At 60.7% G+C, this 22,286-nt stretch carries 20 protein-coding genes; 14 read left to right on the top strand and 6 right to left on the bottom strand.

The features are described 5' to 3' along the window. Positions 1–2,485 (top strand): beta strand repeat-containing protein (locus AS156_RS17840; RefSeq protein ID WP_201456055.1); only part of this gene is annotated, 2,485 nt, incomplete at its 5' end. Positions 2,486–2,546: 61 nt separating this feature from the next. Here the strand turns inward: AS156_RS17840 and AS156_RS17845 are convergent. The 6 genes from AS156_RS17845 to AS156_RS17870 form a co-directional block, all read right to left on the bottom strand. Beyond that, on the bottom strand, positions 2,547–3,554 hold the full coding sequence (locus AS156_RS17845) for a transglutaminase-like cysteine peptidase (RefSeq protein WP_066506846.1): 1,008 nt from the start codon (positions 3,552–3,554) through the stop codon (positions 2,547–2,549). A gap of 220 nt (positions 3,555–3,774) precedes the next feature. Then, entirely contained in the window at positions 3,775–5,025 is a 1,251-nt protein-coding gene (locus AS156_RS17850) for an HlyD family type I secretion periplasmic adaptor subunit (protein WP_066506849.1), read from the bottom strand. Between the two features lie 12 nt (positions 5,026–5,037). Further along, the gene (locus AS156_RS17855; protein WP_066506851.1) at positions 5,038–7,191 is read right to left on the bottom strand and encodes a type I secretion system permease/ATPase; all 2,154 of its coding nucleotides are present in this window, start codon (positions 7,189–7,191) and stop codon (positions 5,038–5,040) included. Positions 7,192–7,469: 278 nt separating this feature from the next. Beyond that, on the bottom strand, positions 7,470–9,173 hold the full coding sequence (locus tag AS156_RS17860; RefSeq protein WP_066506852.1) for a TolC family outer membrane protein: 1,704 nt from the start codon (positions 9,171–9,173) through the stop codon (positions 7,470–7,472). Positions 9,174–9,449: 276 nt separating this feature from the next. Next, the gene (locus AS156_RS17865) at positions 9,450–9,884 is read right to left on the bottom strand and encodes a hypothetical protein (protein WP_160331104.1); all 435 of its coding nucleotides are present in this window, start codon (positions 9,882–9,884) and stop codon (positions 9,450–9,452) included. A gap of 122 nt (positions 9,885–10,006) precedes the next feature. Then, the gene (locus AS156_RS17870) at positions 10,007–10,540 is read right to left on the bottom strand and encodes a LabA-like NYN domain-containing protein (RefSeq protein WP_066506936.1); all 534 of its coding nucleotides are present in this window, start codon (positions 10,538–10,540) and stop codon (positions 10,007–10,009) included. Between the two features lie 825 nt (positions 10,541–11,365). Between AS156_RS17870 and AS156_RS17875 the strand changes: the two genes are divergently transcribed. The 13 genes from AS156_RS17875 (at position 11,366) to AS156_RS17935 (ending at position 22,220) form a co-directional block, all read left to right on the top strand. Further along, positions 11,366–12,292 carry a phosphatase PAP2 family protein gene (locus tag AS156_RS17875; protein ID WP_136626282.1) on the top strand — a complete coding sequence of 309 codons (927 nt, stop codon included), beginning with the start codon at positions 11,366–11,368 and terminating at the stop codon, positions 12,290–12,292. Between the two features lie 450 nt (positions 12,293–12,742). Next, on the top strand, positions 12,743–12,958 hold the full coding sequence (locus tag AS156_RS17880; RefSeq protein ID WP_066506866.1) for a hypothetical protein: 216 nt from the start codon (positions 12,743–12,745) through the stop codon (positions 12,956–12,958). A gap of 13 nt (positions 12,959–12,971) precedes the next feature. Further along, positions 12,972–13,253 carry a hypothetical protein gene (locus AS156_RS17885; RefSeq protein WP_347336628.1) on the top strand — a complete coding sequence of 94 codons (282 nt, stop codon included), beginning with the start codon at positions 12,972–12,974 and terminating at the stop codon, positions 13,251–13,253. 68 nt (positions 13,254–13,321) lie between these two features. Continuing rightward, positions 13,322–13,846: an A24 family peptidase gene (locus AS156_RS17890; protein WP_066506872.1), complete on the top strand. Its 525-nt coding sequence runs from the start codon at positions 13,322–13,324 to the stop codon at positions 13,844–13,846. Position 13,847: 1 nt separating this feature from the next. Further along, positions 13,848–14,822: a Flp pilus assembly protein CpaB gene (gene cpaB / locus AS156_RS17895; RefSeq protein ID WP_066506874.1), complete on the top strand. Its 975-nt coding sequence runs from the start codon at positions 13,848–13,850 to the stop codon at positions 14,820–14,822. Next, positions 14,822–16,024, top strand: coding sequence for a CpaE/TadZ family protein (locus AS156_RS17900; RefSeq protein ID WP_245312903.1), 1,203 nt, complete (start codon positions 14,822–14,824; stop codon positions 16,022–16,024). Before cpaB ends, AS156_RS17900 begins: the two co-directional genes overlap by 1 nt. Beyond that, positions 16,021–17,466 (top strand): TadA family conjugal transfer-associated ATPase, encoded by a 1,446-nt coding sequence (locus AS156_RS17905; protein WP_066506876.1) that lies wholly within the window; start codon positions 16,021–16,023, stop codon positions 17,464–17,466. Before AS156_RS17900 ends, AS156_RS17905 begins: the two co-directional genes overlap by 4 nt. Next, positions 17,463–18,395 carry a type II secretion system F family protein gene (locus tag AS156_RS17910; protein ID WP_066506885.1) on the top strand — a complete coding sequence of 311 codons (933 nt, stop codon included), beginning with the start codon at positions 17,463–17,465 and terminating at the stop codon, positions 18,393–18,395. Before AS156_RS17905 ends, AS156_RS17910 begins: the two co-directional genes overlap by 4 nt. Then, complete coding sequence (locus tag AS156_RS17915; protein ID WP_066506887.1) at positions 18,392–19,300, top strand: type II secretion system F family protein; 909 nt, start codon at positions 18,392–18,394, stop codon at positions 19,298–19,300. The genes AS156_RS17910 and AS156_RS17915 overlap by 4 nt, the downstream gene beginning before the upstream one ends. Before the next feature lie 3 nt (positions 19,301–19,303). After that, positions 19,304–19,951 (top strand): methyltransferase family protein, encoded by a 648-nt coding sequence (locus AS156_RS17920; protein WP_066506888.1) that lies wholly within the window; start codon positions 19,304–19,306, stop codon positions 19,949–19,951. A gap of 87 nt (positions 19,952–20,038) precedes the next feature. Beyond that, entirely contained in the window at positions 20,039–20,482 is a 444-nt protein-coding gene (locus tag AS156_RS17925; RefSeq protein ID WP_066506894.1) for a hypothetical protein, read from the top strand. 8 nt (positions 20,483–20,490) lie between these two features. Continuing rightward, the gene (locus tag AS156_RS17930) at positions 20,491–21,810 is read left to right on the top strand and encodes a pilus assembly protein TadG-related protein (RefSeq protein ID WP_066506897.1); all 1,320 of its coding nucleotides are present in this window, start codon (positions 20,491–20,493) and stop codon (positions 21,808–21,810) included. Next, a complete protein-coding gene (locus AS156_RS17935) occupies positions 21,810–22,220 on the top strand; it encodes a TadE/TadG family type IV pilus assembly protein (RefSeq protein ID WP_245312905.1) in 411 nt (136 codons plus the stop codon). Before AS156_RS17930 ends, AS156_RS17935 begins: the two co-directional genes overlap by 1 nt. The last annotated feature ends 66 nt before the right edge of the window (positions 22,221–22,286 follow it).

Raw genomic sequence — 22,286 nt, forward strand, 5'->3', positions numbered from 1 at the left:
CGACGACCATCCGACCGCCAATGCGGACACCGCGACGGCGCAGGACGGCGGTTCGGCGGTGACGGTGCTGACCGGCAATGTGTCGAGCGTGATGGCGAACGACGTGTCGGGCGCGGATGCGCCGATCAACGTGACGGCGGTGGTTGCGACCAGCAACGGCAATCTTGCCGGCACGGTCGGGACGGCGCTGACCGGCGAGTTCGGCAAGCTGACGCTGAACGCGGACGGCACCTTCAGCTACACGCCGAACCACAATGTGCTGGTCGGCTCGCAGGACGTGTTCACCTACACGATCACGGACGATGACGGCACGACGTCGAGCACGACGCTGACGATCACGATCACGGCGGGCCAGGGCCCGGTGGCGGGCGGCGACTCCGCGCTGTCGGTGAACGAGAGTGCGCTGGCGCCGAACGGCTCGGGCGCGCATCTGACGCCGGACGTTGCGACGACGCAGGTGTCGTTCACGGCGGGCGCCGACGACCTCCATGTGACGCTGAACGCGGGCGCGCTGACCACGCTGCTGGCCGGCTTCCCGAACCTGGTCTGGACCACCAGCGCCAACGGCCAGGAGATCGTCGGCACGCAGAACGGCGTCGACGTGGTGAAGTTCGACATCACGGCGGGCGCGACGGTTGCGGCCGGGACGACCGGCCAGGTGACGGTGACGGAGACGCTGCTTGCGGCGATCCAGGGCGAAGGCTCGGCGTCGCCGGATCTCGGCACGCTGAACGTGGTTGCGACCGACACGCTGAACGGCGGCTCGGTGACGGACCACGTCACGGCCAACGTCGTCGACGACAAGCCTGCGATCCTCTCGGTTCAAAATGTCGTCATGCCGAACGTGAGCCAAACCGAGGCCCACGGTTCATGGCAGCCCATATTCGGGGCGGACGGTCTCAACGCAACAGCAGCAATCGGAATTAGCCTGGGAACTGCGCCCGGTAGCGAGACTTACTCGTTCAGCAACAATGTAGGAACCAGCGCAACCGGCGAACAAATCAACCAGGTCACGGTGACCCCGACCACCGGGACGGCCTACACATTCTACGAGTACACACATTATGACGCGACAACGCATAGCTCCGAAATGTTCGCGTATCAGACGCTGGCCGGCGCGCAGACGGAACTGGCAAGTAGTCAGTTCTTCACACTTACGATGGCGGCGGATGGCACATACGATTTCCATCTTGCATCGAACCAGTTGCAAACTTTGGTGACCACCAATCTGACGACCATCTCGGCCGGTCATAGCGGCTGGGCTGAAGTCAACGGGACAACCTCCAGCATCGGCAGTGGCACCCCGCCGCCCGGCTACGACGTTCTGATCCAGGGCGGCACCAATTACGTAGCGGCATCCGGTGCATTTACGCTGGGATATGTGAATTCAAACAATCACAGCTTCGGGGTGAATAATGCCAATTTCGACAATGGCGAGGTTGTAGATTTCAAGTTCGGCACAGCACAAACTTACGCATCGTTCGGCGTCTATTCGCCGGCCTCGACCGACAGTTTCCAAGTTTATATCTGGGATTCCTCGCATACACACTATTTGACCGAGACGCTGGCGGGGAATGCCTCGACGTTCATTATCGACACGGCCCACTGGACTGGCACTGGCACCAATAACTTGGCAGCGTTTAATAACTTTGTTGCGACGTATGGTGGTTTCTCAGAGATGGACGTCGTGAACACCGGGACCTCGGTTGGCCTCACATCTATCAGCTATAACGAGAAGGTGACGGTGACCGATACAACTCTGACCTTCGCTCCCACCATTACCGATGGTGACGGCGACACGGCGACGAGCGCAAGCAACCTCACGGTCACTCTGGATGGCAGTCATACCGGCTCCGGATACCAACTGACGGGGACGAACGCCGTCTTCGTCGCAAGCGCGACCGGAGCCGATACGTTCACGGCGACCGGAACCAACAACACGGTCGATTTCTCGAACGCGTCAGGTTCCGTCCAGGTTAATCTTGCGACCCATACCTATGGCGGATCAGCAAGCGGTGACACGCTGACGGGTATAGAAAATCTGATCGGCTCCTCGCACAATGGCGACGTTCTGGTCGGCGATGCCAACAACAATATTCTGATCGCAGGTCTGGGTCAGGCAACACTGACGGGAGGGGGCGGTAACGACATCTTCGTGCTGCCGGGCTCCGGAGCAGCGCACGACACCATCACTGACTTCTCTGCCCTGGCCGATCAGATCTTCGTCGATATCCCCGGCGGTCAGAACCTCACGATCGGGTCTGCGCAGTCGATCACGGCTGGTCAGTTCACCTCTTCGGCCACCACCGGTGGGACCGAGAATACCGCGAGCGCTTGGAACGAAAGCAACAGCGCCAACAAGTTCTTCTTCAACAATACGACCCAGGAGCTCTGGTATTCAGCAAACGGAACGGGCAGCGACAAGGTGGACCTGGCTCACCTGAGCACGGGCATTCCGGCAACTGCGAACGTCCACATTCGGTAAAATTGTGTATTGAAAAAGCCCGCCGGCGATCCTTCGTTGGCGGGCTTTTATTTGCATTAGATCACATCAATAGCGGCAGCGTGCCTATGTTGCCGCCGCCGGCTGGGGCATCCACGCTGGTCCATTCGGTGTCGGCCGCATTGGCGGCCGCCGGCGCGGCGTCGAACTCGTCGCCAAACGGCAGCCGCTTGGCGTAGGGCGCCGCGAACAGCTGCACGCCGCGCTCGTTGATCGCAAACATCGGCGTGAAGTTGGCGAGCTCGCCGTCGTCGATCAGCTCGGAGCGGCGGCTGTCCAGGATCAGCCAATGGCCATCCAGGCGTGCCGCCAGCACGGCGTGATCCTGGCGGATGGCGCGGTCGCGGCCCAGTACCAGGCGCAGGTCGTCGCGCGCGAAACCGGCTTCGCTGAGCGCGATGTATTTTGCGATCGCGTAGTCCTCGCAATCGCCCTTGCCGGTGGCAAAGGTGGCGAGCGGCGCCGTCCAGCGGTCGGCCTCGCCGAACTGGGCGAAGTCGCTCACATAGCGGATCGCTTGGTTGATGGCGCGGTTGGCCTCATCCAGCCGGTCGCGTCCGGATTTGGCCTTGACCGCGCCGATCAGGCGGAGGAACTGCGCGGCATTGGGCGGGCAGCCGGTCGCGTTCTCCCGGCACTGCTCGAGGACGGTACGCTCCTTTGCCAGATCGGCTTCGAGGCCACGCCATTTGCGCCACAGGCTGTTCTCCGGTGCGCGGAAGGTGAACAGGCCGAACGGCTCGGCGCCAACAGGCGGAAGCGGTTTTGACGCGGGCAGGGCGTCCGTCGCAGTCGACGGCGTGAGCAAGGCGGTGCGAAGGGCGTTCGGGCCGCGGCCACGCTGCCGGTCGAGCTTGGCCAGGACGTCAGTGATGGTGAAGAAGGTGGCCGGCGGGCGGTTCGCTGCGGCGTCCGACGCCGGCGCGAGCTCGCCGGCGGGGGGGCCGAGAGAGAGCTCGTCCGCGGCAAACGCTAATGGCGCAAAGCAAAGACTTATTGAAAATGCAGCCACGGCCATGACCGCCGTCGAAGCAGACTTCAGCGACTTCATATGACGTCCCCAATGTCGGGGACCGTCAACGTCTGTGCGTCGATCTGCGTCCCCGCTGTTATCGGGACGCAGACTGGCGCCGTCGCCGCTTAAGCAGAGTTAAGTGGAGGGGCGGGCTCCGGGGATTGTCGGAAAGGCGGTAAATCCGGGGTTTGCCGGTTCGTTCGAAATTGAACGATCGGTGGTAACGATCGGTTGACCACGGAGGCCGTGGTCCCGATCAGCGTTCGCGCAGGGCCTCGTCGCGCAGCAGGCGGGCGGGCTTGATGATGTAGTCCAGCACGGATTTCTCGCCGGTCAGGACCTCGACCGTGGCCACCATGCCCGGAATGATCGGCAGCGGATGCTGCTCGGTTCCGAGATGGTTTTTGTCGGTGCGCACCATGACCCGGTAGAAGGTCTCGGGACGCTCGGTCTTTTCCGCCTTGTCGTCGACGATGGTGTCGGCGCTGATGCGTTCGACCCTGCCCTTCAGCGATCCGTAGACCGAGGAGTCATAGGCGCTGATCTTCACCACTGCGTCCTGGTCGGGACGGATGAAGGCGATGTCCTGGGGACGAATCCGGCCTTCCACCAGCAGGGTGTCGTCGAGGGGCACGATATCCATGAGGTTGGCACCTGGCTGCACGACGGCGCCGATCGTGCTGATGTTCAATTTGTTGACGATGCCGTGGACCGGCGCCTTCAGATCGGTGCGGCGCACCCGATCCTCGGCGGACTTGATGTTCTCGTCGAGAACGGCGAGATCGGCGCGCGATTTGGCGAGATCCTCGTCGGCCTGTGAACGGAACGACGTGGTGATGTTCGCGATCTTCGACTGCGCTTCCGCCAGCTGGCCCTTCATGTCGGTTGCCTGGCGGTCAAGCCGCAGCATCTCGATTTCGGGCACGACCTTCTGCTCATAGAGCTTGCGGGTCAGGGTCTGCTCGCGTTCCAGGAGCTTGAGGGAGCCGGTGAGGCGCGTGACCTGCTGATTGAGGACGTCGATGTCCTGCGCGACCTTCTGCGACCGCATCTTGAACACGCTGGCTTCGGTCGCAACGGCGGCAGGGACCATCTTATCGAGATCATCCGGAAAGGTGATCTCGCTTCGTCCGCGCGCCTCGGCCTCGAGACGGGCCACCCGCGCTGCCATCGCCGCGCGGCGCTCGCGGATTTCGCCGAACTCGGCGGCGAATTTCGTGTCGTCGATCCGCATCAGCGACTGGCCCTGCTGAACGATGTCGCCTTCCCGGACCAGGATGTCGCCGACGATGCCACCTTCGAGCGATTGCACCACCTGCATTTGGCGCGACGGCACGACGCGGCCGCTGCCGCGCTTGACCTCGTCTAGCACGGCAAAATGCGCCCAGATCAGAAACGTCGCAAGCAACGCGCAGGACGTCCACAGCAGCATGCGTGAGGTGCGGGGCGTGCGCAGCAGCGCCGCGGACCGGATATCGTTTGCAAACGCAAAATCGGAAGACGCCATAATATTCGCTCGTTATGCAGATTTCGGCTGGATCGTATTCTCAGGCGACGGAGGCGTGGCTGCGGGCTTTCCCTGGAGCAGGGCGAGCACCTTGTCGCGCGGGCCGTCGGCAACCAGGCGGCCGTTGTCGAACAGCAGCAGGCGATCGACCATGTTCAGCAATGACAGACGATGGGTCGAGATGATGATGGTCATACGGTCGTCGCGGAGTCCCTTGAGGCGTTCAAGGAATTCCTGCTCGCTGCGGATATCGAAGTGCGCGGTCGGCTCGTCGAGAAACAGCACGCGAGGCTTGCGGATCAAGACTCGCGCGAGCCCGATGGCCTGCTTCTGGCCGCCCGACAGGCTGCGGCCGCCTTCCGAGATGGGCATGTCGTAGCCCATCGGGTGGCCGGCGATGAAGCTCTCGACGCCCGAGAGCCGCGCGGCCAGCAGGATTTCCTCATCGGTCGCTTCCGGCTTGCCGAGCGCAATGTTGTCCCGCAGCTTGCCGAAGAACAGGTCCGTATCCTGCATCGCAAAGCCGATGCCGGTGCGCAGGTCCGAAGGATCGTATTGGCGCGAGTCCACGCCATCGACCATGATACGTCCTTCCTTCGGCTCGTAGAAGCCCAGCAACAGCCGTCCGACCGTGGTCTTGCCCGATCCGACCCGGCCGATGACGCCGACCCTTTCTCCGCTCTCGACCTTGAAGCTGACCTTCTCGAGCGCATTGCCCGGCGCGTTGGGATAGGCGAACGAGACGTTCTCGAAGGCGATCTTGCCGTCGTTGATCCGTCTCGCGACATAGGAGCGGGTCGGCGATCGTTCCCGCTCGATCGACATGATGCGGTCGATCGCCTTGAGCGACGTCAGCGTCTGCGTGCCCTTGGTGATCACGGATGCGATCCCGGCGATAGGCGCCAGAACGCGGCCGGCGAGCATGTTTGCGGCGACCAGCGCGCCGACACTGAGCTGGCCGTCGAGGATCAGGAAAATGCCGACGATCACGAGCAGCAGGCTGGTGATCTGCTGGGCCGTGCTCGTGCTCGTCAGCGACATCGACGACCAGAAGTGAACGTCCTCACCGGATCGGGCTGTCGCCGCGACCGAGCGCTCCCACAAGGTCTGCATGCGAGCCTCGGCGCCGGTCGCACGGACGGTTTCGAGGCTGGACAGCGACTCGACGAGCACGCCGTGACGGGCCGCGGATTCGGCTTGCAGCCGCTTCATCGCGCGATCGAGCGGGCGCTGCAGCAGGAATCCGATCAGCATGACGAGAGGGAGCATGATCAGCGGGATCCAGGCCAGCGGCCCGGCGATCAAGAACAGTACCCCGACAAACAGGATGGCGAACAGCAGGTCGGTCGCCGACACCACGCTTCCGGATGTGAAGAATTCTCGCACCGAGTCGAAGTCGCGAAGCTGATTGGCGATGATGCCGACGGAGGTCGGCCGCTGCGCCATCTTCACCGCCATCACATGCTCGAAGATGTTGGCGGCCAGCACGACATCGATGGTCTTGCCGGTCACGTCGATCATGCGGCTGCGGACCATGCGGAAGATGAAATCGAAGACGATGCCGAGCCCCATTCCGATCGAAAGCGCGATCAGGGAGGGGATTGCTCCGTTGGGGATGACGCGGTCATAGACGCTCATCGTAAACAGCGGCGTCGCCAGCGCGAGGATGTTGGTCAGGAAGGCGGCGATCGCTATGTGCCCGTAGCTGCGCCAATGCGCCTTCACCACCGACCAGAACCAATGATTCTTGGGGACGTCGCCCGCTGCGACGGTCCGCGCATCGGCCTGCGCAGCGCTTCGCACCAGAAATGCGTAGCCGGTATAATCGCTCGCGATCGAGGCGATGTCGGCGATGTGCGGGGCGTTCGGCGTCGCCGGATCGATGATCCTAATCGTCTTGTTCGCTGCATCCACACCCAGGAGGATGAGCGCAGATCCGTCCTTCATGATCAGGACGGCGGGCAAGACCAGCGCGGGAATGCCCGAAATGTCGCGCTTGACAGCTTCGGTCTCGAGACCGGCACGCCTGGCCGCGCGGTCGTAGAGCGAAACCGACAAGCGTCCATCCGTGATCGGAAGTCCGCCCAGGAGAGCCTCGCGGCTCACCGCACGGCCGTGATGAGCAGCAAGATAGGTTAGCGACGCGGTAAGGGGATCATCGCCCAACGCTCGCGGCCGATTTTGCGCGGCGGGCTTCCGATCGGGATCATCTGTCGACGGCGGCTGGCCGGCATCGGCATCCGGCTTCGGAGTTCGAAATAACAACTTGGAAACCCTTTGATAGCCAAACAGGAAGTTTTCAAAAATCGGCTTTGATCAGTTGACCCAGATTATCGCAAAAGGCGAGCCAAATCACGGAATCCTGCTTTAAGAGTTAATTAACAAAGTGAAAAGGCCCCCTCTTTACGGGGGCCTTTCCGAAATTATGGGCTGGATTGCAGGCTTTACTGCGTTGAGATCGGGAAGACGGACGTCATCCACTGCGGCCTCGTCGAGGCATAGGAATTCGCGCCTCCCGAAGACGGCTCTGCGTAAATGACGGTTGGTCCGTTGGCAGCGCTCTTCTGCTGCATGACCCATTCGGAAGCACCAGGCACAGCCGCATTTGTCGTCGAACCAGCCCAACGGTCCGCGAAACCGGCATCATTCGGCTGAGCTGCCGCGTAGCCTGCGGCGCGGCGCGCCGAAGCGACAGGGGCCGGCGTCGCGACATGCAGCGGTTCCGAGCCCGTCTGTGGCAGGTCCACGCGAAGGGTGGGCAGCGTGTAGCGGGGCAGGCCGCCGTACTGAAGCACGTCCACCGGAGCGGCATCGACCGGCGGCGGGGCCTTCAAATACTGGATCAACGTTCCCATCGCTGCCAGCAGCTGGTAGTCGGCGAAAACAACGACGCCGCGCGCAGAGGTGAGTGAGACCGATGCGTTAAAGAACTGGTTCTGCGCGTTCAACAGATCGATCAGGGAACGTTGACCGAGCTCGTATTCCTTCTGGAAGGCCGCGATGGTCTTCCGGTCTGCATCCAGCTGGCGCGACAGGGCCGCAATGCGCGTGGCCGTAATAGTACGGGCGTTCCAAGCCTTGTCGATCGATTCATAAGCGTCGCGCTGCAGCCGGGCGTGCTTCATGGTTGCCTCGGTGTAGCGCTCGGCCTTCTCCGAGCGATTCCAGGCGTCCTGGCCGCCCCGGAAGATGTCCCACGACATCACGACCTTGCCGCTGTAGTCCTCATGGGTCACCGCGGGGAGCCCGGGGCTCGTGACGTAGGGGAACGAGTTGTCGTAGTGCGTCGCGCGGCCTTCAAGATAGAACTTCGGGCCGAACAAGCCGTCGGTCGCCCGGAAATCCTGCTTGGCGGCGTCGGCGTCGGATTGAGCCGCTGCGATTGTTGAATTGAACCGCAGGGTCGTCGCCAAGGCTTCGTCGCGGCTGTGCGGCAAACCCGCGAGCGGTGCCGGGAAGCGAAGATTGGTCGGCTCCAGGCCAATCACCTTGCGATACTTCGCCCTGGCGTCGTCGAGGCTGCGCTGAAATTCCGCAAGTGCTGCGCGAGCACTCTCAACGCGCTCTCGCGCTTGCTCCAGGTCGCCTTCACCGGCGCGGCCGCCCGAGAAGCGGGAATTCACGTTCGCAAAGATCTTCTCGTGGTTGGCGACGTTCTGCTGCGCGAGGCTGACGAGGCGCAGATAGCGCACGACGTCCACGTAAGCTTCGGCTCCGTCGAGCGCCAAGAGTTCGGTGCGCTCCTTGACGCGGGAGGCGGCAGCATTCACGCGCGCCGTCTGACGCCAGACCTCGTGGATCGACGAGAAGCCGTCCCAGAGCAGCTGCCGCACCACGACCGATTCCTGGCTGCCATTGCGCCACGGTCCCGAACCGGCGGTTGGGACCGTCAAGTTCGTGCTGATCACGCCTGGCGGTTGATCGAACTTTTCCGGCCCGTAGCTCGCATCGATGCGGACCTGCGGCAGCAGCGTGCTTTGCGTTTGCCTCAGTTCACTTTCTGTCGCGCGCCGGTTCGCTGACGCTTCGCCAACGCCGGGATTGGTCTGCATGGCCTGACGCAATGCATCGCTAATAGAAAATACTTCGGCACACGCTGGGGTTGCCGCCAGACAGAGACCCGCAATGACGAGATACGCCGGTTTCATAATTCTGCGCCCCCACTCGAAAAAAAATTACCTAGAATCTACCGAAACCGTAACAAATTGAGGTTCCATCACCTATGACATTTCGGTCACACAGCCGCTCTAAGTGAGTCTGGTTTGTTGCCGGTCAGCGGGCAGAGGTGCTCTGTATTGTCAATGCAGGTCAATAGCTTGTGCCGCTGTTGCAGGGCAACTCGGATGTCGGGGTGCCTTGGGCAGTGCGTCCAAATCGGGAAGGTCGGTTAAGTCCATCCTAATGACGGCCGGTTCGCCGCACGTTTATTGCTCGCGACAAGTCGCGAAGTAGGAGGCGACGAAGGGAGGCGATACCTTACCATCCGGCGAGGGGGCTCCGAGACGGCTCGGCGGCTTGTAGAGAGCCTTGCTGTCGAAATAGAACCGGAAGATCTCGACTGTCGTGTCGTCGACGCGGGTCGCAAAGATCGACCCGACATTGCGATGGGCGGCTGCAAAGACATAGGTCGTGAGCTTGGCTCCCTTGCGCTCCGGCGCAACAGACGTGCCCCACGTCACCGAGAAGGTTTCGCCATCGACTACGACGGTTGGTCGGACAGCATCCAGGTCGTCGTCGATCCACTGTGTGTCATTTGCGTTGCCGGAGGGGCCGAGCTCTATTCGCTTGCCTCGCGGCGCGTCGCACTCAAACCTCCTGGTTTGCGCAATCGATGCCGTTGTCATCGCCAGCAACAACAATAAGGAGCCGATCGGCCTTCGCATTGGCAGTCCCCAGGCAGCTGCATTCGACGGCGCGGAGTAGGCCGCCAGTCCGCTCGCGCTGCGGTCCCGTTTGGTGAGGTCGGGTTGCACCGCTGATGTCACTCCGGTGCGATCGGGTGCGGTGGACGCTCGATCGACGCCCTCAGGGTCTCGAGTTCGAGAAAGACATCAGCCTCCCGTCGAAGTTCGTCAGCGATCATCGGAGATTTGGTCCGAATACTGGAGACGATGGTGACGCGAACCCCCATTCGGCGAATAGCCTCGACGATGACGCGCAAATCACCATCGCCCGAGAACAAGAACGCCTGGTCGATGCGGCGCGCGATCTCCAATGCGTCGACGGCCAATTCGACACCGATGTTGCGCCTCATTCGTCGACGTCCTTCGCCGTCGTCGTGTTCCTTGGCGGGCTTCGTCCTGACCGCATACCCGTTGTAGTCCAGCCAATCAACCAACGGCTTGATGCTGCTGAACTCGTCGTCTCTCATCACCGTGTAGAAGTATGCACGGACGATCTGTCCGTGCTTGCCAAACTCCGTGAGCAATCGCCGGAAATCAACTTCGAAGCCGAGGCTTCTGACTGTATTGTGAAGGCTCGCACCATCAATGAAGAGTGCAATGCGATCGGTCATCTCAGTCCCCATGACGCCGCACCATTCGCTGCGCGTTTGGCTTTTGGATCCTTTGCGGATCGCGAGGCGGACGTTCCGATAGAATGAATTGGTCCTAGAAAATTGACTGGGAAGAAACTTCAACTGGGCCGATGCCAGGGTCATTTCGTGACCGCCGATCCGACGGCGCCGGTTTCCTAGGATCACTCAGGAACCGTCTGCAATCAACTGGTATGCTCGAGTCGAACGTTGGCCGAGGAGGACTTGATCAAGATCGGGTTGGGCGTGGCCGACGTAACGGCCGACAATCCATCTTAGGAATTAGCAGTCAGCTCCAGGCTAAATGCCGCCTGGGCCTTACTCCTCGACGGAGTGAGCGGTGTTCGTCCTCGGCGAATGCGATGTTCTGGCGTGGACTGTCAGCCCCGACCATCGTTGACCATCATAACCACACCCTTATCGAGGCGCCCGAACATCATCGGAAAGAGTGAGCCTGGATCAACGGACGCAAGATGAGACCTTCTCAACTAGCGCGGGAGGCGTCGGCTGCGTTGCTCCAAACACGTCACGGCAAGACGACCTTGTCGCTCGCGATTCCCGTACTATTGCGGGTCTGGCATTAGCGTGGAGATAGCACGCCTGAACGCGCGGGGCCGCCTGAAATTCCGGGGTACCCCGCCCCAATTCGACCTCCGTTAGCTTCGCTGCATTGGGTGTGGGTTGGGCGGTTTACCAATGGTTGTGGCCGCCCTTTGAAGCAGTTTGTGGATCGAATACTATTCGTGCCGAACTCGCGCGATTAACGCGCGGAGGCCCATTCTCGTGGCCCGAGAGGCAGATGCGCAGATGGAATATCGTGCTGGAGTAGTGGAGCCGATCTACCGCTACGCAATTTGGGCGATCATCGTCCTGATCGGATGCGTAGATGCGTTGTGGGTCTGGTGGATCGACATAAGGATCGTGCCAGATCTGAAGACCCTGCTCGGCCTGGCCGTGCTGCTTCTGATAAATTACGTCTACGTTGCAATAAGGCAGAAGCCCAGGATCGCGGTTCTTGCCGGCGCTGCGGCACAGCTGGTGGCGTTTACAGCGGTTTACGGCGTTCTGACCTATCTCGCCGCCAGATCCAGTTTTCCACTCGTTGACCGATATCTTTCAGCAGCGGACGTCTCGATCGGATTTGATTGGCTTGCGCAATTCAACTGGATTCAAGGTCATCCTGACGTCAAGTGGGTGTTCAACCTTGCGTATGAGACCGGGACAATTCAGATCATCATTCTCCTTATCCTGCTGAACGTGTTCGGAATGCTTGAGCGCATCGCCGAATTTGTATGGCTGTTCGTGCTGACGTTGTTGATCATCATCCCGTTCGCCTGGCTCATTCCCGCTGAGGGGGCCTGGGCCTATTACGGGGTAGCGCACCTCACGAGCGCTTACTACTTGCCTGACTTTTTTGCACTGCGCGACGGGACCATGCGGGAAATCGTCATGGACAAAATGACCGGCATTGTTCAGTTTCCTTCCTTCCACACGGCACTTGCGCTCATCCTTATTTTTGCCGCCCGTGGAATTCGTTTCCTGTTTCCCGCATCGCTCGGATTCAACGCCTTGATGATCGCTTCGACGCCCGCATTTGGCGGACACTACCTTGTAGACATCATTGGCGGAGCAGTCCTCGTCCCACTGGCCATCCTGATTTTCGGTTGGGTCCAGCAAGGGGAGACCAAGCCTCGGCCCACTGACGTCGGCACGCTGAACGTTGTGAGGGAGTGAAAACCTTTCGGAGATCGTTCGCGGCACTTGGTCAGAATACAGTCACGGTTGCTGTCGCGTACACGGGCGCGCCCGAGGCGCATGTCCAAAATAGGGCTGCTCGGCAACGCTCCCCGATGCTGGTCGAGGGGCCATCCGGTCCAAGGTCAAGAAGGGTACCTCATCCGCGACCGGCACTTGCTCATCCCGACTGAGCCGTTCCGTATTCACACGGAGCAACCGCTTCAAAAGGTGAGGGCCGTTCGAAATTCTCAATTATCTCAGGGGATTCCAATCGTCACTCGGGTACGGCGCAGTGCTCAACGGACGCTGCAGCAGCTGCCGCGGTAGGGTTAACAAAGGATTACCAGATGACAGCTTTCCCATGAGATATTATAAGCAAAACTTAGTTGGCAATGATTTTGCTTGCCAACTTTGTACGTAAATTAATCGTAAAAGGGATTTTGTCCTATGATCAAGTATTACATCAAGACCACGGAAGCCTTTAAGCGTCTGCGCGCGGACCAGGACGGCGTTGTGTCGTTCGAGTACGTGATCGTCGCCGCTTGCATCGTCGCCGCAGTGGCCGCCGCGTTTGGCACCAGCGCTACTTCCGGCATCGGCCTGGCGCTGAGCAATGCGATCACTACCATCACCGCCGCCGTCACCAAGGCTGTCGCTGCCTAAATCTCGACGTTGAATGCCGTTGGCTATTTATCGGCCAACAGGATTCGATATTCGCGATTTTGAAGGGAGGCTTTCTGCTATGTTGCGGTCCTACATTCTAATGACCGAGGCGTTGAAGCGTCTGCGCGCGGACCAGGACGGCGTTGTGTCGTTTGAATACGTGATCGTCGCCGCTTGTATCGTGGCCGCAGTGGCCGCCGCGTTCGGCACCTCTGCGACTTCCGGTATTGGCCTCGCGTTGAGCACCGCGATCACCACTATTAGCACCGCGGTCACCACCGCCGTCTCTGCTTAAGTCCAGAAGATGGCGCTTCGGAGGGGGGCATCATCTTTGCCCCCCACCGCTTCTGAGGCATTTATTTCATGAGTTGGATTGCTTCCACGACTTGGATTGCTTCCACGACCTCGTGTCTGGAAATCGCATTGTTGTTGTATGTCGCAACGATCGATATCGCGACGCGATTGATCAGAAATGAAATCTGTCTGGCGCTGGCGCTCCTAGGGATCGTTAGTCAGTTGGCCAGTCCGATGCAGCTTGTCCAATCGCTGATCGTTGCGGCGATCCTGTTGCTGGTGCTCTTTGTGATCTACCAGCGCGGATTGATCGGCGGCGGCGATGTCAAGTTGCTGGTCGCCCTGGCAATCGGCCTGCCGCTCTCCGGCTTGATCGAACTGCTGACTTTGACCGCGCTCGCGGGCGGAGCCCTCGGCATGGTGCATCTGATGATGCGGGCCCTGCCGCAGCCCAGGCTGGCGCCTGTCGGATCGTCGCTGGCGCGCCGCGTCTACGCGATCGAGCGCTGGCGTCATTTGCGACACGCTCCGCTCCCTTACGGGGTCGCCATCGCGTGTGGAGGTATTTGGAGCATTTTGAGCAAAGGATTTTGACATGTCATCCACATTGCGCCTCTCGATCATCATGGTGCTGTTGCTCGCAACGACTGCGCTCGGGCTCATCGCCTACAACATGAACCGGCCGGAAGCTCCGGTGGCGATCGTGCAGAAGGCGCCGGCAGCCGCTCCAGTTACCGTCGGCTATTTCGTTGCCGCGCGTCCCTTGCCGAAAGGCACGCTGACACGCGAAGAAGATTTCACGGTGCGTCAGGCGCCACCGGAAGGTGCTCCAGCCGGTGCGATCCTTGACACGCCCGAAACCAAGATTGGGCTTCCGGGCTCTCTGGTGCGCAAATTCGTCGACGCCGGCAGCCCTATCACGCTGCAGGACATCCTGCGGCCGCGCGATCGGGGTTTCCTCGCCAGCGTCCTGGCACCAGATAGCCGCGCCATCAGCATCAAGGTCGACGAGGAGACGGGGGTCTCGGGTCTGATCCGGCCGGGCGACAATGTGGACGTGGTATTGACCCAGGTTTTCGAGAAGGCGGATCCGGTGCGTCGGGCTGTCAGCGAAACCGTTCTGTCCAACGTGCGCGTCATCGCAATCGACCAGGAGATTGCGCAGGGTGGACGCCCCCTCGGCAATACCGTGAACAACGCCGTGGCAGCCAAGTCGGCGCAAACCGTGTCGCTGGAGCTCGCGCCCGATCAGGTCAAGAAGATCACGGTCGCGAAGCAGCTTGGAACGCTTTCACTGGTGGTGCGGGCGGCGGCCGATCAGTGGAGCAAGCCGGATACTGGCGACATTTCGAGCTGCGATGTCTCTCCGGAGCTCGCTCGCCAGAGTGCAATTGCCGGGCAGAGCACCACGATCGCGATCTACAACAGTGGCGGGATGAAGCAGTATTCCGTGAGGAGGGACGATTCGGATGACGGCGACGTACGGGTCGGGTGCGACGGGTCGTCGGATGTCAGCCAGCAGACCACGACCGCGATGCGTGACGCGAGCAGATTGCCGGAGAAACGCTGATGAGTGTGAACATGGCAATGACGAGCCCGCCCGAAGAATCGACGTCTGTTCTCGCGCGCAATCGAATCGTTTGTTTCGTCAATGATGAGTTGAGTGCTGCGGCTCTGCGCAAGGGGCTGGAGGGAAGCAACATCTCGATCAGACGTGGCACGATCCGTCATGCGACACGGATGCTCGAGACCGACACTGAGCTGTCCGCATTGGTGACTGATATCAGCGGAATCGACGATCCGTTCGCTGAGCTGGAAAGATTGGCGAGCGTCTGTCCGCCCGATGTTCGGGTGGCCCTGATCGGTGAGAACAGGGAGATCACGTTCTACCGCGAGCTGATGGAAATCGGCCTGACCGAGTACCTTCCGCGTCCGATCACCCGGGACATGGTGCTGGACCAGCTGCGCCCGAAGCTGCTCGGCGACGTCGCGCCCGTTCAGAACGATCGCGGCGGACACGTGGTCTCGATCTGCGGTGCCCAGGGCGGCGCCGGCGCGACAAGTATCGCGATCAATCTCGCAATGCAGTTGGCCGAGACCACCAAGGCCAAGGTCGCGCTGCTCGATCTTCATCTCCAGGGCGGCGAGACCGCCGTCATGCTGGGCCTGCGACCCGGGCCCGGGCTGCGGATCGCCCTGGAGAATCCGATGCGGGCGGACACGCTGTTCCTCGAGCGCGCGGCGATCGAGGTCAACGAACGGGTCTGCCTGATCTCAGGCGATGAAGAGCTGGATGCGCAGCTCGACATCACTGAGGCGGGCGTGCGGCACGTGCTCGGGCTGCTCCGCCAGCGCTTCAACTACATCGTTGTCGACGTTCCGGTCCCGTTTCCGCCATCGATCCATCCGGTGATCCAGCTATCGCGTCATGTCCTGGTGCTGCTGGAAGCCGAGGTGACCGGGCTCCGCAATGCCCACGCGTTGCGCAACGCCGTCACCAACATCGCCGGCAAGGATCGCGTGTTTACGTTGCTGAACCGGGCCGACCGCGCCGGCGGCCTTCCCAGGGATACGATCATCAAGGCCCTGGGCACAGAACCGGACATGGTGATCCCGGATCTCGGCAAGGGAATGACCCAGGCGGTCAATCTCGGAATTCCTGCGCTGAAGCATGTCTCCGGCTTGCGACGTCATCTGGCTCCGATCGTACGCGAGATCACCGGCGTCGGCGCTCAGGCCAAGGGGCGGTGGAGGAGGTGGCTTGGGCTATGAAGAAGTTCGGGAGGCGCGCAGACGAGACGCCAACGCGTTTGCCTGCACTGATGCCGAGCTCGCCCGCGGCGGAGGCAAGCATGGCGCAGACGGCGCCAAGCGCGGCGCCGTCTGCGCCGAGCCTAGTGTCGTCGATGCCCAGCGCGCCTCCACCGCTGCCGAGGCGCGAAGAACGATCGAGCCATCATCCGGTGATGCCGGCGTCGCTGCGCGAACGTGTGATGGAGCAGATCGATCCCTCGGCGGCCGCGACGGTCTCGCGCGACGTTCTTCGGCGGCAGATCGAGGAAATCATCCACGGCATCGCCAATCAGGAACGGCTCGAGCTTTCCGGGCGCGAACAGATTCAACTGGCAGACGAGATCGCGGACGACATGACTGGCTACGGGCCGCTGCGTCCGCTCCTGCTGGATGAGACGATCAACGATATCATGATCAACGGTCCGGCCAACATCTACGTCGAGCGAGGCGGCAAGCTGGAGCGGGTCGCCGTCCGCTTTCGCGACAATGATCATATCGCATCGGTCGCGCAGAAAATCGCCGCGCAGGTCGGCCGGCGTGTCGACGAGTCCAGCCCGATGGTGGATTGCCGCCTGCCGGACGGCAGTCGTGTCAATATCATCCTTCCGCCGCTGTCGATCCACAGCCCGTGCATATCGATTCGAAAGTTCCCGAACCGCCGCCTGAACATCGCCGGAATGATCGAGAACGGCTCGATGAGTGTGGGCATCGGCCAGTTGCTGGAGATTGCGTCGCGCTGCCGGCTCAACGTCCTCGTTTCCGGCGGCACCGGCTCCGGCAAGACGACGCTATTGAACGCCATGAGCCAGTTCATCGACCATAGCGAACGCGTTGTCACGATCGAGGACGCAGCCGAGCTGCAGCTGCAGCAACCGCATGTGATCAGCCTGGAGACGCGCCCGCCGAGTCTCGAGGGCACGGGGCAGGTGACGCAACGTGATCTCCTGTGGAATGCCTTGCGCATGCGTCCCGATCGGATCGTTGTCGGCGAGGTGCGCGGCGCTGAAGCCTTCGACATGCTGCAGGCGATGAACACCGGCCATGACGGCTCGATTTCCACGGTGCACGCCAACAGCACCCGCGACGCCCTGACCCGCATCGAGAACATGGTGCAGATGGGGCAGGTCAATCTGCCGTCGCGCGCAATCCGCGCCCAGATCGTCGCCGCGCTCGACATCATCGTCCAGGTCGAGCGCATGCGGGACGGACAGCGCCGCATCGTCCAGGTCAGCGAGGTGATCGGGCTGGAGGGCGAGGTGATCACCACCAATGATATCGCTGTCTTCGAATACAAGGAGGAGGACGTTCACGGGCGGATCTCGGGGACCTACAGATCCACCAACGCCGTCCCGAAATTCAAGAGTCGGCTTGTCTATTACGGGCTTGATCGAGCCTGGGCGGAGGCCATGAGGCAGATATGATACCGACATCAGTCATCCTCATCGTCCTGATGCTGCTGATGTGTGCGGCGCTGACCTCGCTGTGGCTCGATGCACGACAACGGCGTGTCGACCGTCAGCTCGAGATAGCTCTACCGGCCGCTCAGGCGGCGAGCCTGCCGTCCATTCGCCGTGCCGAAACGGCGGCCCGCTGGCAGTCAATCCATCGCTTCACGAATTACAATCCCGACGTCACTTATACCTTTCATCCCGGCTATGTGCTCCTGGCCGGCGTCTTTGCAGCGGGAGCCATCTTCTATGCCAACAATTTGTTGCATTTCCCGGTGCTCGAGGTGTCGGTCGCGGCCGCCGTCGTCGGCTTCCTGGTGGTGCGGGGCCTGTTCAAATGGCAGGAACGGCGTTTTGCCAATCAACTCTTCCGCCAACTTCCTGATGCGATCCAGTTGGTGACAAGCACCGTCCGATCGGGGCTCCCCGTCAACGAAGCCTTTCGCACGATCGCTCGCGAAATGCCGCAGCCGACATCCGGGCAGTTCGCCATCGTCTGCAGCGAGTTGAGTCTCGGAAGGCCCCCAGAGGAAGCCGTCGAGGCCGTCTATCGGCGCACGCAAGTATCGGAGTATGCGATGTTTGCGGTGACGCTCGCGGTTCAGTTGAAGTCGGGCGGAAGTCTGGCCGAGACCTTGCATACGTTGGGTGAGACCGTGAGCCAGCGGGTCGCGCTCGCTGCGCGGGCGAAGGCACTGGCGGGAGAGGTGATCTTTTCCTCGCGCGCGCTTTCGCTTGCGCCGCTCATCGTTGGAGGGCTGCTCTACGCGATTAATCCGCGATCGGTCGATCTGCTGTTCACCGACCCGACCGGAAACAAGCTTCTGGCTTATGCCATAGGTTCGGTGGTGGCCGGGCACTTCGTCATTCGCTGGATGATCAGAAGGGAAACGACGCTATGACCGGTAGTCTCGGCTTGGCTACTGTTGCCGTTGCAGTCGCGGCGGCAACTTGCGTGCTGATCATCCGCGAAATGCATCTCCGGGCCTTGAATACCCGTGTATCGAATGCAGTTCTGGGCATTCCCGACCGGTCGAGTTCGTCGAAGGATCTGCTTGGATGGTTCTCGTCGGTCGGCGCGCGATATCGACGCTTCTATGCTGATGAAAACCTCGACCAGCTCCGAACCATTCTTCAATCATCAGGCTTCAACCATCATCGAATGTTGCCGATCTGGATCGGCGTAAAGGTCGTCAGCACGTTTCTGTTCCCGATCGCGGCCTTCATCGTTGCGCAGCTTCTTGAAAGGCCGCTGAGCGACGTTCTGATCTTCACGCTGGTGGGCCTGGTGATCGGAATCATGGGGCCGCGCTTGATCCTGCTGATGGTAAAGCGGAGGTTCGATAAGGCCATCAGGCTCGGTACGCCGGATACAATTGATCTGCTGGTTGTGTGCAGCGAAGCGGGAATGGGCCTAGAGAGCGGCCTCGAACGCGTGGCCGAAGAGATGAAGGAGACCAATCCGGCCATGGCGCAGGTGTTGCGCGGTCTTCTCGATGATCTCCGGATGTTGCCGAACCGCGCGGATGCATTCGAGAAGCTCGCGTCGACGTCGGAGGGTCTGCGCCGCTTCGGCACCATGGTCAGCCAGAGCCTGCAGTACGGAACACCGTTGAGCCAAGCGTTGCGCAGTATCGCGGTCGATCTTCGTCGTGAGCGAATTACCAAGCTGGAAGAACGAGCACACAAGCTTGGCGCCAAGCTGACCGTTCCGATGGTGCTGTTCTTGCTCCCCGCCATGTTCGTCATCCTGGGTGGAAGCTCGTTCCTGCACCTCATGGGTGCGTTCAACAACATCGGTAAGTAAGTCATGAGTGCCGTGACCCTGTCGACAAACCTGGCTTACGATAGGACGCTCCGATTCCTGGGCAGCGCCTGGTTCATGCTGCTGGCGCTTTGCGTCGCGCTCAAGCTTGGAACTTCGTCCGTTGAATCTCTGGCGTCGTTTCTATCCAGCCTCTGCCTCGCAACCTTTTACGTGCTTCTGTCAGTGCTGGTTTTCACGCGTCCGGCCGCGAAGGCATCCGTCGATGGTCTGATGCCGAGAATAGCTGCATTCGTCGGCACCTATATGCCATGGACGATCACCTTCCTCGGCAAGACGGAGGGAGCGTTGCCGAACGTGGCGTCGACCGTCTGCGTGCTGGTGGGCATGATCATGATGCTCGTCACGATCCGGCATCTGGGGCGGTCGTTCAGCATCGTGCCGCAGGCGCATGCAGTGGTGCAAACCGGTCCGTATCGATGGATCAAGCATCCGCTCTATCTGGCAGAGGAAATCGCGATACTTGGCGTCGTGCTGCAATATCTGAGCCCGCTGACGGTGGCTTTGCTGATCCTGCATATCGGCATCCAGGTATCGAGAATTCTTTACGAGGAAGACCTGCTTCGGCGCACGCTTCCCGAGTACGCCAGTTACGAAGCGACGCGCTGGAGACTGGTTCCGTTTGTCTGGTGAGCGGCCGTGATGGCCGCATTGCCGTGGGTTTGACGATCGTTCGAAGGTGCTGACGTGCTGCATTCTTTGCCCAATAGGGACAGGGTTGTGAGCCGCAAACGCTTCATCGCGGATCAGCGCGGCGCGGTCGCGTTCGAGATGCCCTTTGTCTACCTCTTCTTGTTCATGATCGTGCTCTTGCCGCTCGCCGACCTTGGTATAATGGGCTTTCAGTTCATCTCCGCGTTCCAGGCCTTGCGCGGGTTCGGGCAATCCATTCAGTATTCCCCGCCACCAGACGTCACGAGCGCGTCGACCTGGACAACGGCCGCACTCGCGAAGGCGGATGCCAATTATCCGATCTCCAATTTTCAACTTGTTTGTGGCGACAGCGGTACGGTGTGTTCGTCAAGCAATACCGTGTCACCAAAGTACTATTCGTACACGACGAGCATCACCTTGCAGCCGATGGTGCTGAAATCGGTGCTGTGCACGAGTGGCAATACAAATCCTTGTACATTCACGCTGCCTTATTCCGAACGGTTTCAATAAGGTGTTCCATGCGTAACCTGCTCCGTTGCCGTCGAGGTTCAGCCGCATTCGCAACCGTGATTGCCCTGATCCCGTTGATCGGGGTGATGGCGCTCGGAGGCGAGGCGGGATCGTGGTACGTTACCCAGCAACGTGCGCAAAATGCTGCCGATGCGGCAGCCTATTCGGGCGGCATGTGGGTGGCCTGCTCGCTCGCCCCGTCGATCTGCACTGCCGACACCCAAACGATGGACTATCGCGGCAAGGAGTTCGCGGCGCAGAACACCTTCTGCAACAACGGCGACACGGCGTCCTATCCGGGTAGCCGGTGTGTGACGCTTCCGAGCAGCATCACTCAGACCGTCACAATCGCCTCGCTTACGTCCTGGAACGGGGCGAGTGGAAACTTTGTTCAGGCCACCGTCAGCCAGCAGCAGCCGACATACCTTGCGAAGGTGCTCGGTCTGTCCTCCGTCACGATCGGCGCGACAGCCGTCGCACAGGTCGACACGCTGGCGAAGCCACCCTGCGTTTTGGCATTAACAACCATTACGTTTCAGGGAAGCCCGACTGTATCTTCCTCAGATTGCGGCATTGCGGCGGACAGTAGCGCCGACAATGCAATCGGGTTTACGGGCAACAACGGCATCCAGGTCAATGCGCCAAGCTACGCCGTGGGCAACTGCTCCCAGACGGGCGGCACCCAATGCAATAGCGTAAAGACGTATCAGCAGTCGATACCTGATCCACTGAGTGCGTTGAACACGGCGATATCGGCGTTGAAGACGTCGGATTTTCCGAACAAGCAGTGCAGTACAAAATCACAGCCGATGTCGTATGAAGCAGGTTCCTGCTATAATGATGGTAATGTATCCCTAAGCGGCTCCCTAAGCGGCACCTACTACTTCAACGGCAGCGTCACAATAAGTAGCTCGTCGACATCGGTAACTGGAACTGCCACCCTGGTCATCTTCGGAAACGGATCCCTGAAGATCAACGGAGGACCGACGATCCAACTCACGGCGGTGACGTCTCCTGCGGGGCCGTTGTCTGCGTCGGCCTTGGCTTTGCTGACTGGCGTTGTCATCTATGATGGTGAGACCACGACGAAAAATCAAAGCGTCAACATCAGTGGCAGTTCGACGAGCTACTTCGATGGCACGGTCTATGCGCCAAAGGCTGCCTTGAACTATGGAGGTAATAGTACTTCATCTGCCCCCAGTCCCGGTTGCTACCAGGTGATCGCATTGCAGGTGAATTTTACAGGCAATACGACGCTGGACAATTCAGGTTGTGCCTCGACCTCTACCGTGCAGCCCAATGTCCAGACCGTGCGTTTGGTGCAGTGATGAGAAAGCTTGACCAGCGGGGTGTCGCGGCCCTTGAGTTCTGCCTCATTGCTGTGCCTTTGTTTACGCTGATCTTCGCCATCTTTGATTTCGGACGGTATGCGATCACGATGCAATCGCTGCGCATGCTTGCGGATGCGGGTGCTCGGGCGAACATGATCAGTTGCTATACACCTGCCGTCGTGGCGGCCACATCACCATCCGGTTGCACGGGTGACTATCTGACGACCACACAGAAGCAGACCGTTGCTCCTTTCCTATATGCTGCTGGTCTTACGCCTACGGTGAGCACGACCGCGGGGACCTCCGCGCTCACCGTGACGGCGTCTCAGTCGGGCTTCACTATGATGATGCCGATCTGGGGAACGTCCTTGAACGCGCCGAGCGCGTCCACAAAGATTCCATTCTAGGCGTCCTGCCGGATGGTGGACGATTCGCCGGACATTGTGGGGCGGGCTGTCGGCGAAGGGGCGACC

Origin of the sequence: Bradyrhizobium macuxiense, from assembly GCF_001542415.1 — a bacterium.
GTDB classification, from domain to species: domain Bacteria; phylum Pseudomonadota; class Alphaproteobacteria; order Rhizobiales; family Xanthobacteraceae; genus Bradyrhizobium; species Bradyrhizobium macuxiense.

Bases quoted from the DNA above. Each gene is read 5' to 3' on its own strand.
- AS156_RS17845 (WP_066506846.1), bottom strand. From the start codon at position 3,554: ATGAAGTCGCTGAAGTCTGCTTCGACGGCGGTCATGGCCGTGGCTGCA.
- AS156_RS17860 (WP_066506852.1), bottom strand. From the start codon at position 9,173: ATGAAACCGGCGTATCTCGTCATTGCGGGTCTCTGTCTGGCGGCAACC.
- AS156_RS17880 (WP_066506866.1), top strand. From the start codon at position 12,743: ATGATCAAGTATTACATCAAGACCACGGAAGCCTTTAAGCGTCTGCGC.
- AS156_RS17920 (WP_066506888.1), top strand. From the start codon at position 19,304: ATGAGTGCCGTGACCCTGTCGACAAACCTGGCTTACGATAGGACGCTC.
- AS156_RS17870 (WP_066506936.1), bottom strand. From the start codon at position 10,540: ATGACCGATCGCATTGCACTCTTCATTGATGGTGCGAGCCTTCACAAT.
- AS156_RS17890 (WP_066506872.1), top strand. From the start codon at position 13,322: ATGAGTTGGATTGCTTCCACGACTTGGATTGCTTCCACGACCTCGTGT.
- AS156_RS17900 (WP_245312903.1), top strand. From the start codon at position 14,822: ATGAGTGTGAACATGGCAATGACGAGCCCGCCCGAAGAATCGACGTCT.
- AS156_RS17850 (WP_066506849.1), bottom strand. From the start codon at position 5,025: ATGGCGTCTTCCGATTTTGCGTTTGCAAACGATATCCGGTCCGCGGCG.
- AS156_RS17875 (WP_136626282.1), top strand. From the start codon at position 11,366: ATGGAATATCGTGCTGGAGTAGTGGAGCCGATCTACCGCTACGCAATT.
- AS156_RS17885 (WP_347336628.1), top strand. From the start codon at position 12,972: ATGCCGTTGGCTATTTATCGGCCAACAGGATTCGATATTCGCGATTTT.
- cpaB (WP_066506874.1), top strand. From the start codon at position 13,848: ATGTCATCCACATTGCGCCTCTCGATCATCATGGTGCTGTTGCTCGCA.
- AS156_RS17905 (WP_066506876.1), top strand. From the start codon at position 16,021: ATGAAGAAGTTCGGGAGGCGCGCAGACGAGACGCCAACGCGTTTGCCT.
- AS156_RS17930 (WP_066506897.1), top strand. From the start codon at position 20,491: ATGCGTAACCTGCTCCGTTGCCGTCGAGGTTCAGCCGCATTCGCAACC.
- AS156_RS17910 (WP_066506885.1), top strand. From the start codon at position 17,463: ATGATACCGACATCAGTCATCCTCATCGTCCTGATGCTGCTGATGTGT.
- AS156_RS17935 (WP_245312905.1), top strand. From the start codon at position 21,810: ATGAGAAAGCTTGACCAGCGGGGTGTCGCGGCCCTTGAGTTCTGCCTC.
- AS156_RS17915 (WP_066506887.1), top strand. From the start codon at position 18,392: ATGACCGGTAGTCTCGGCTTGGCTACTGTTGCCGTTGCAGTCGCGGCG.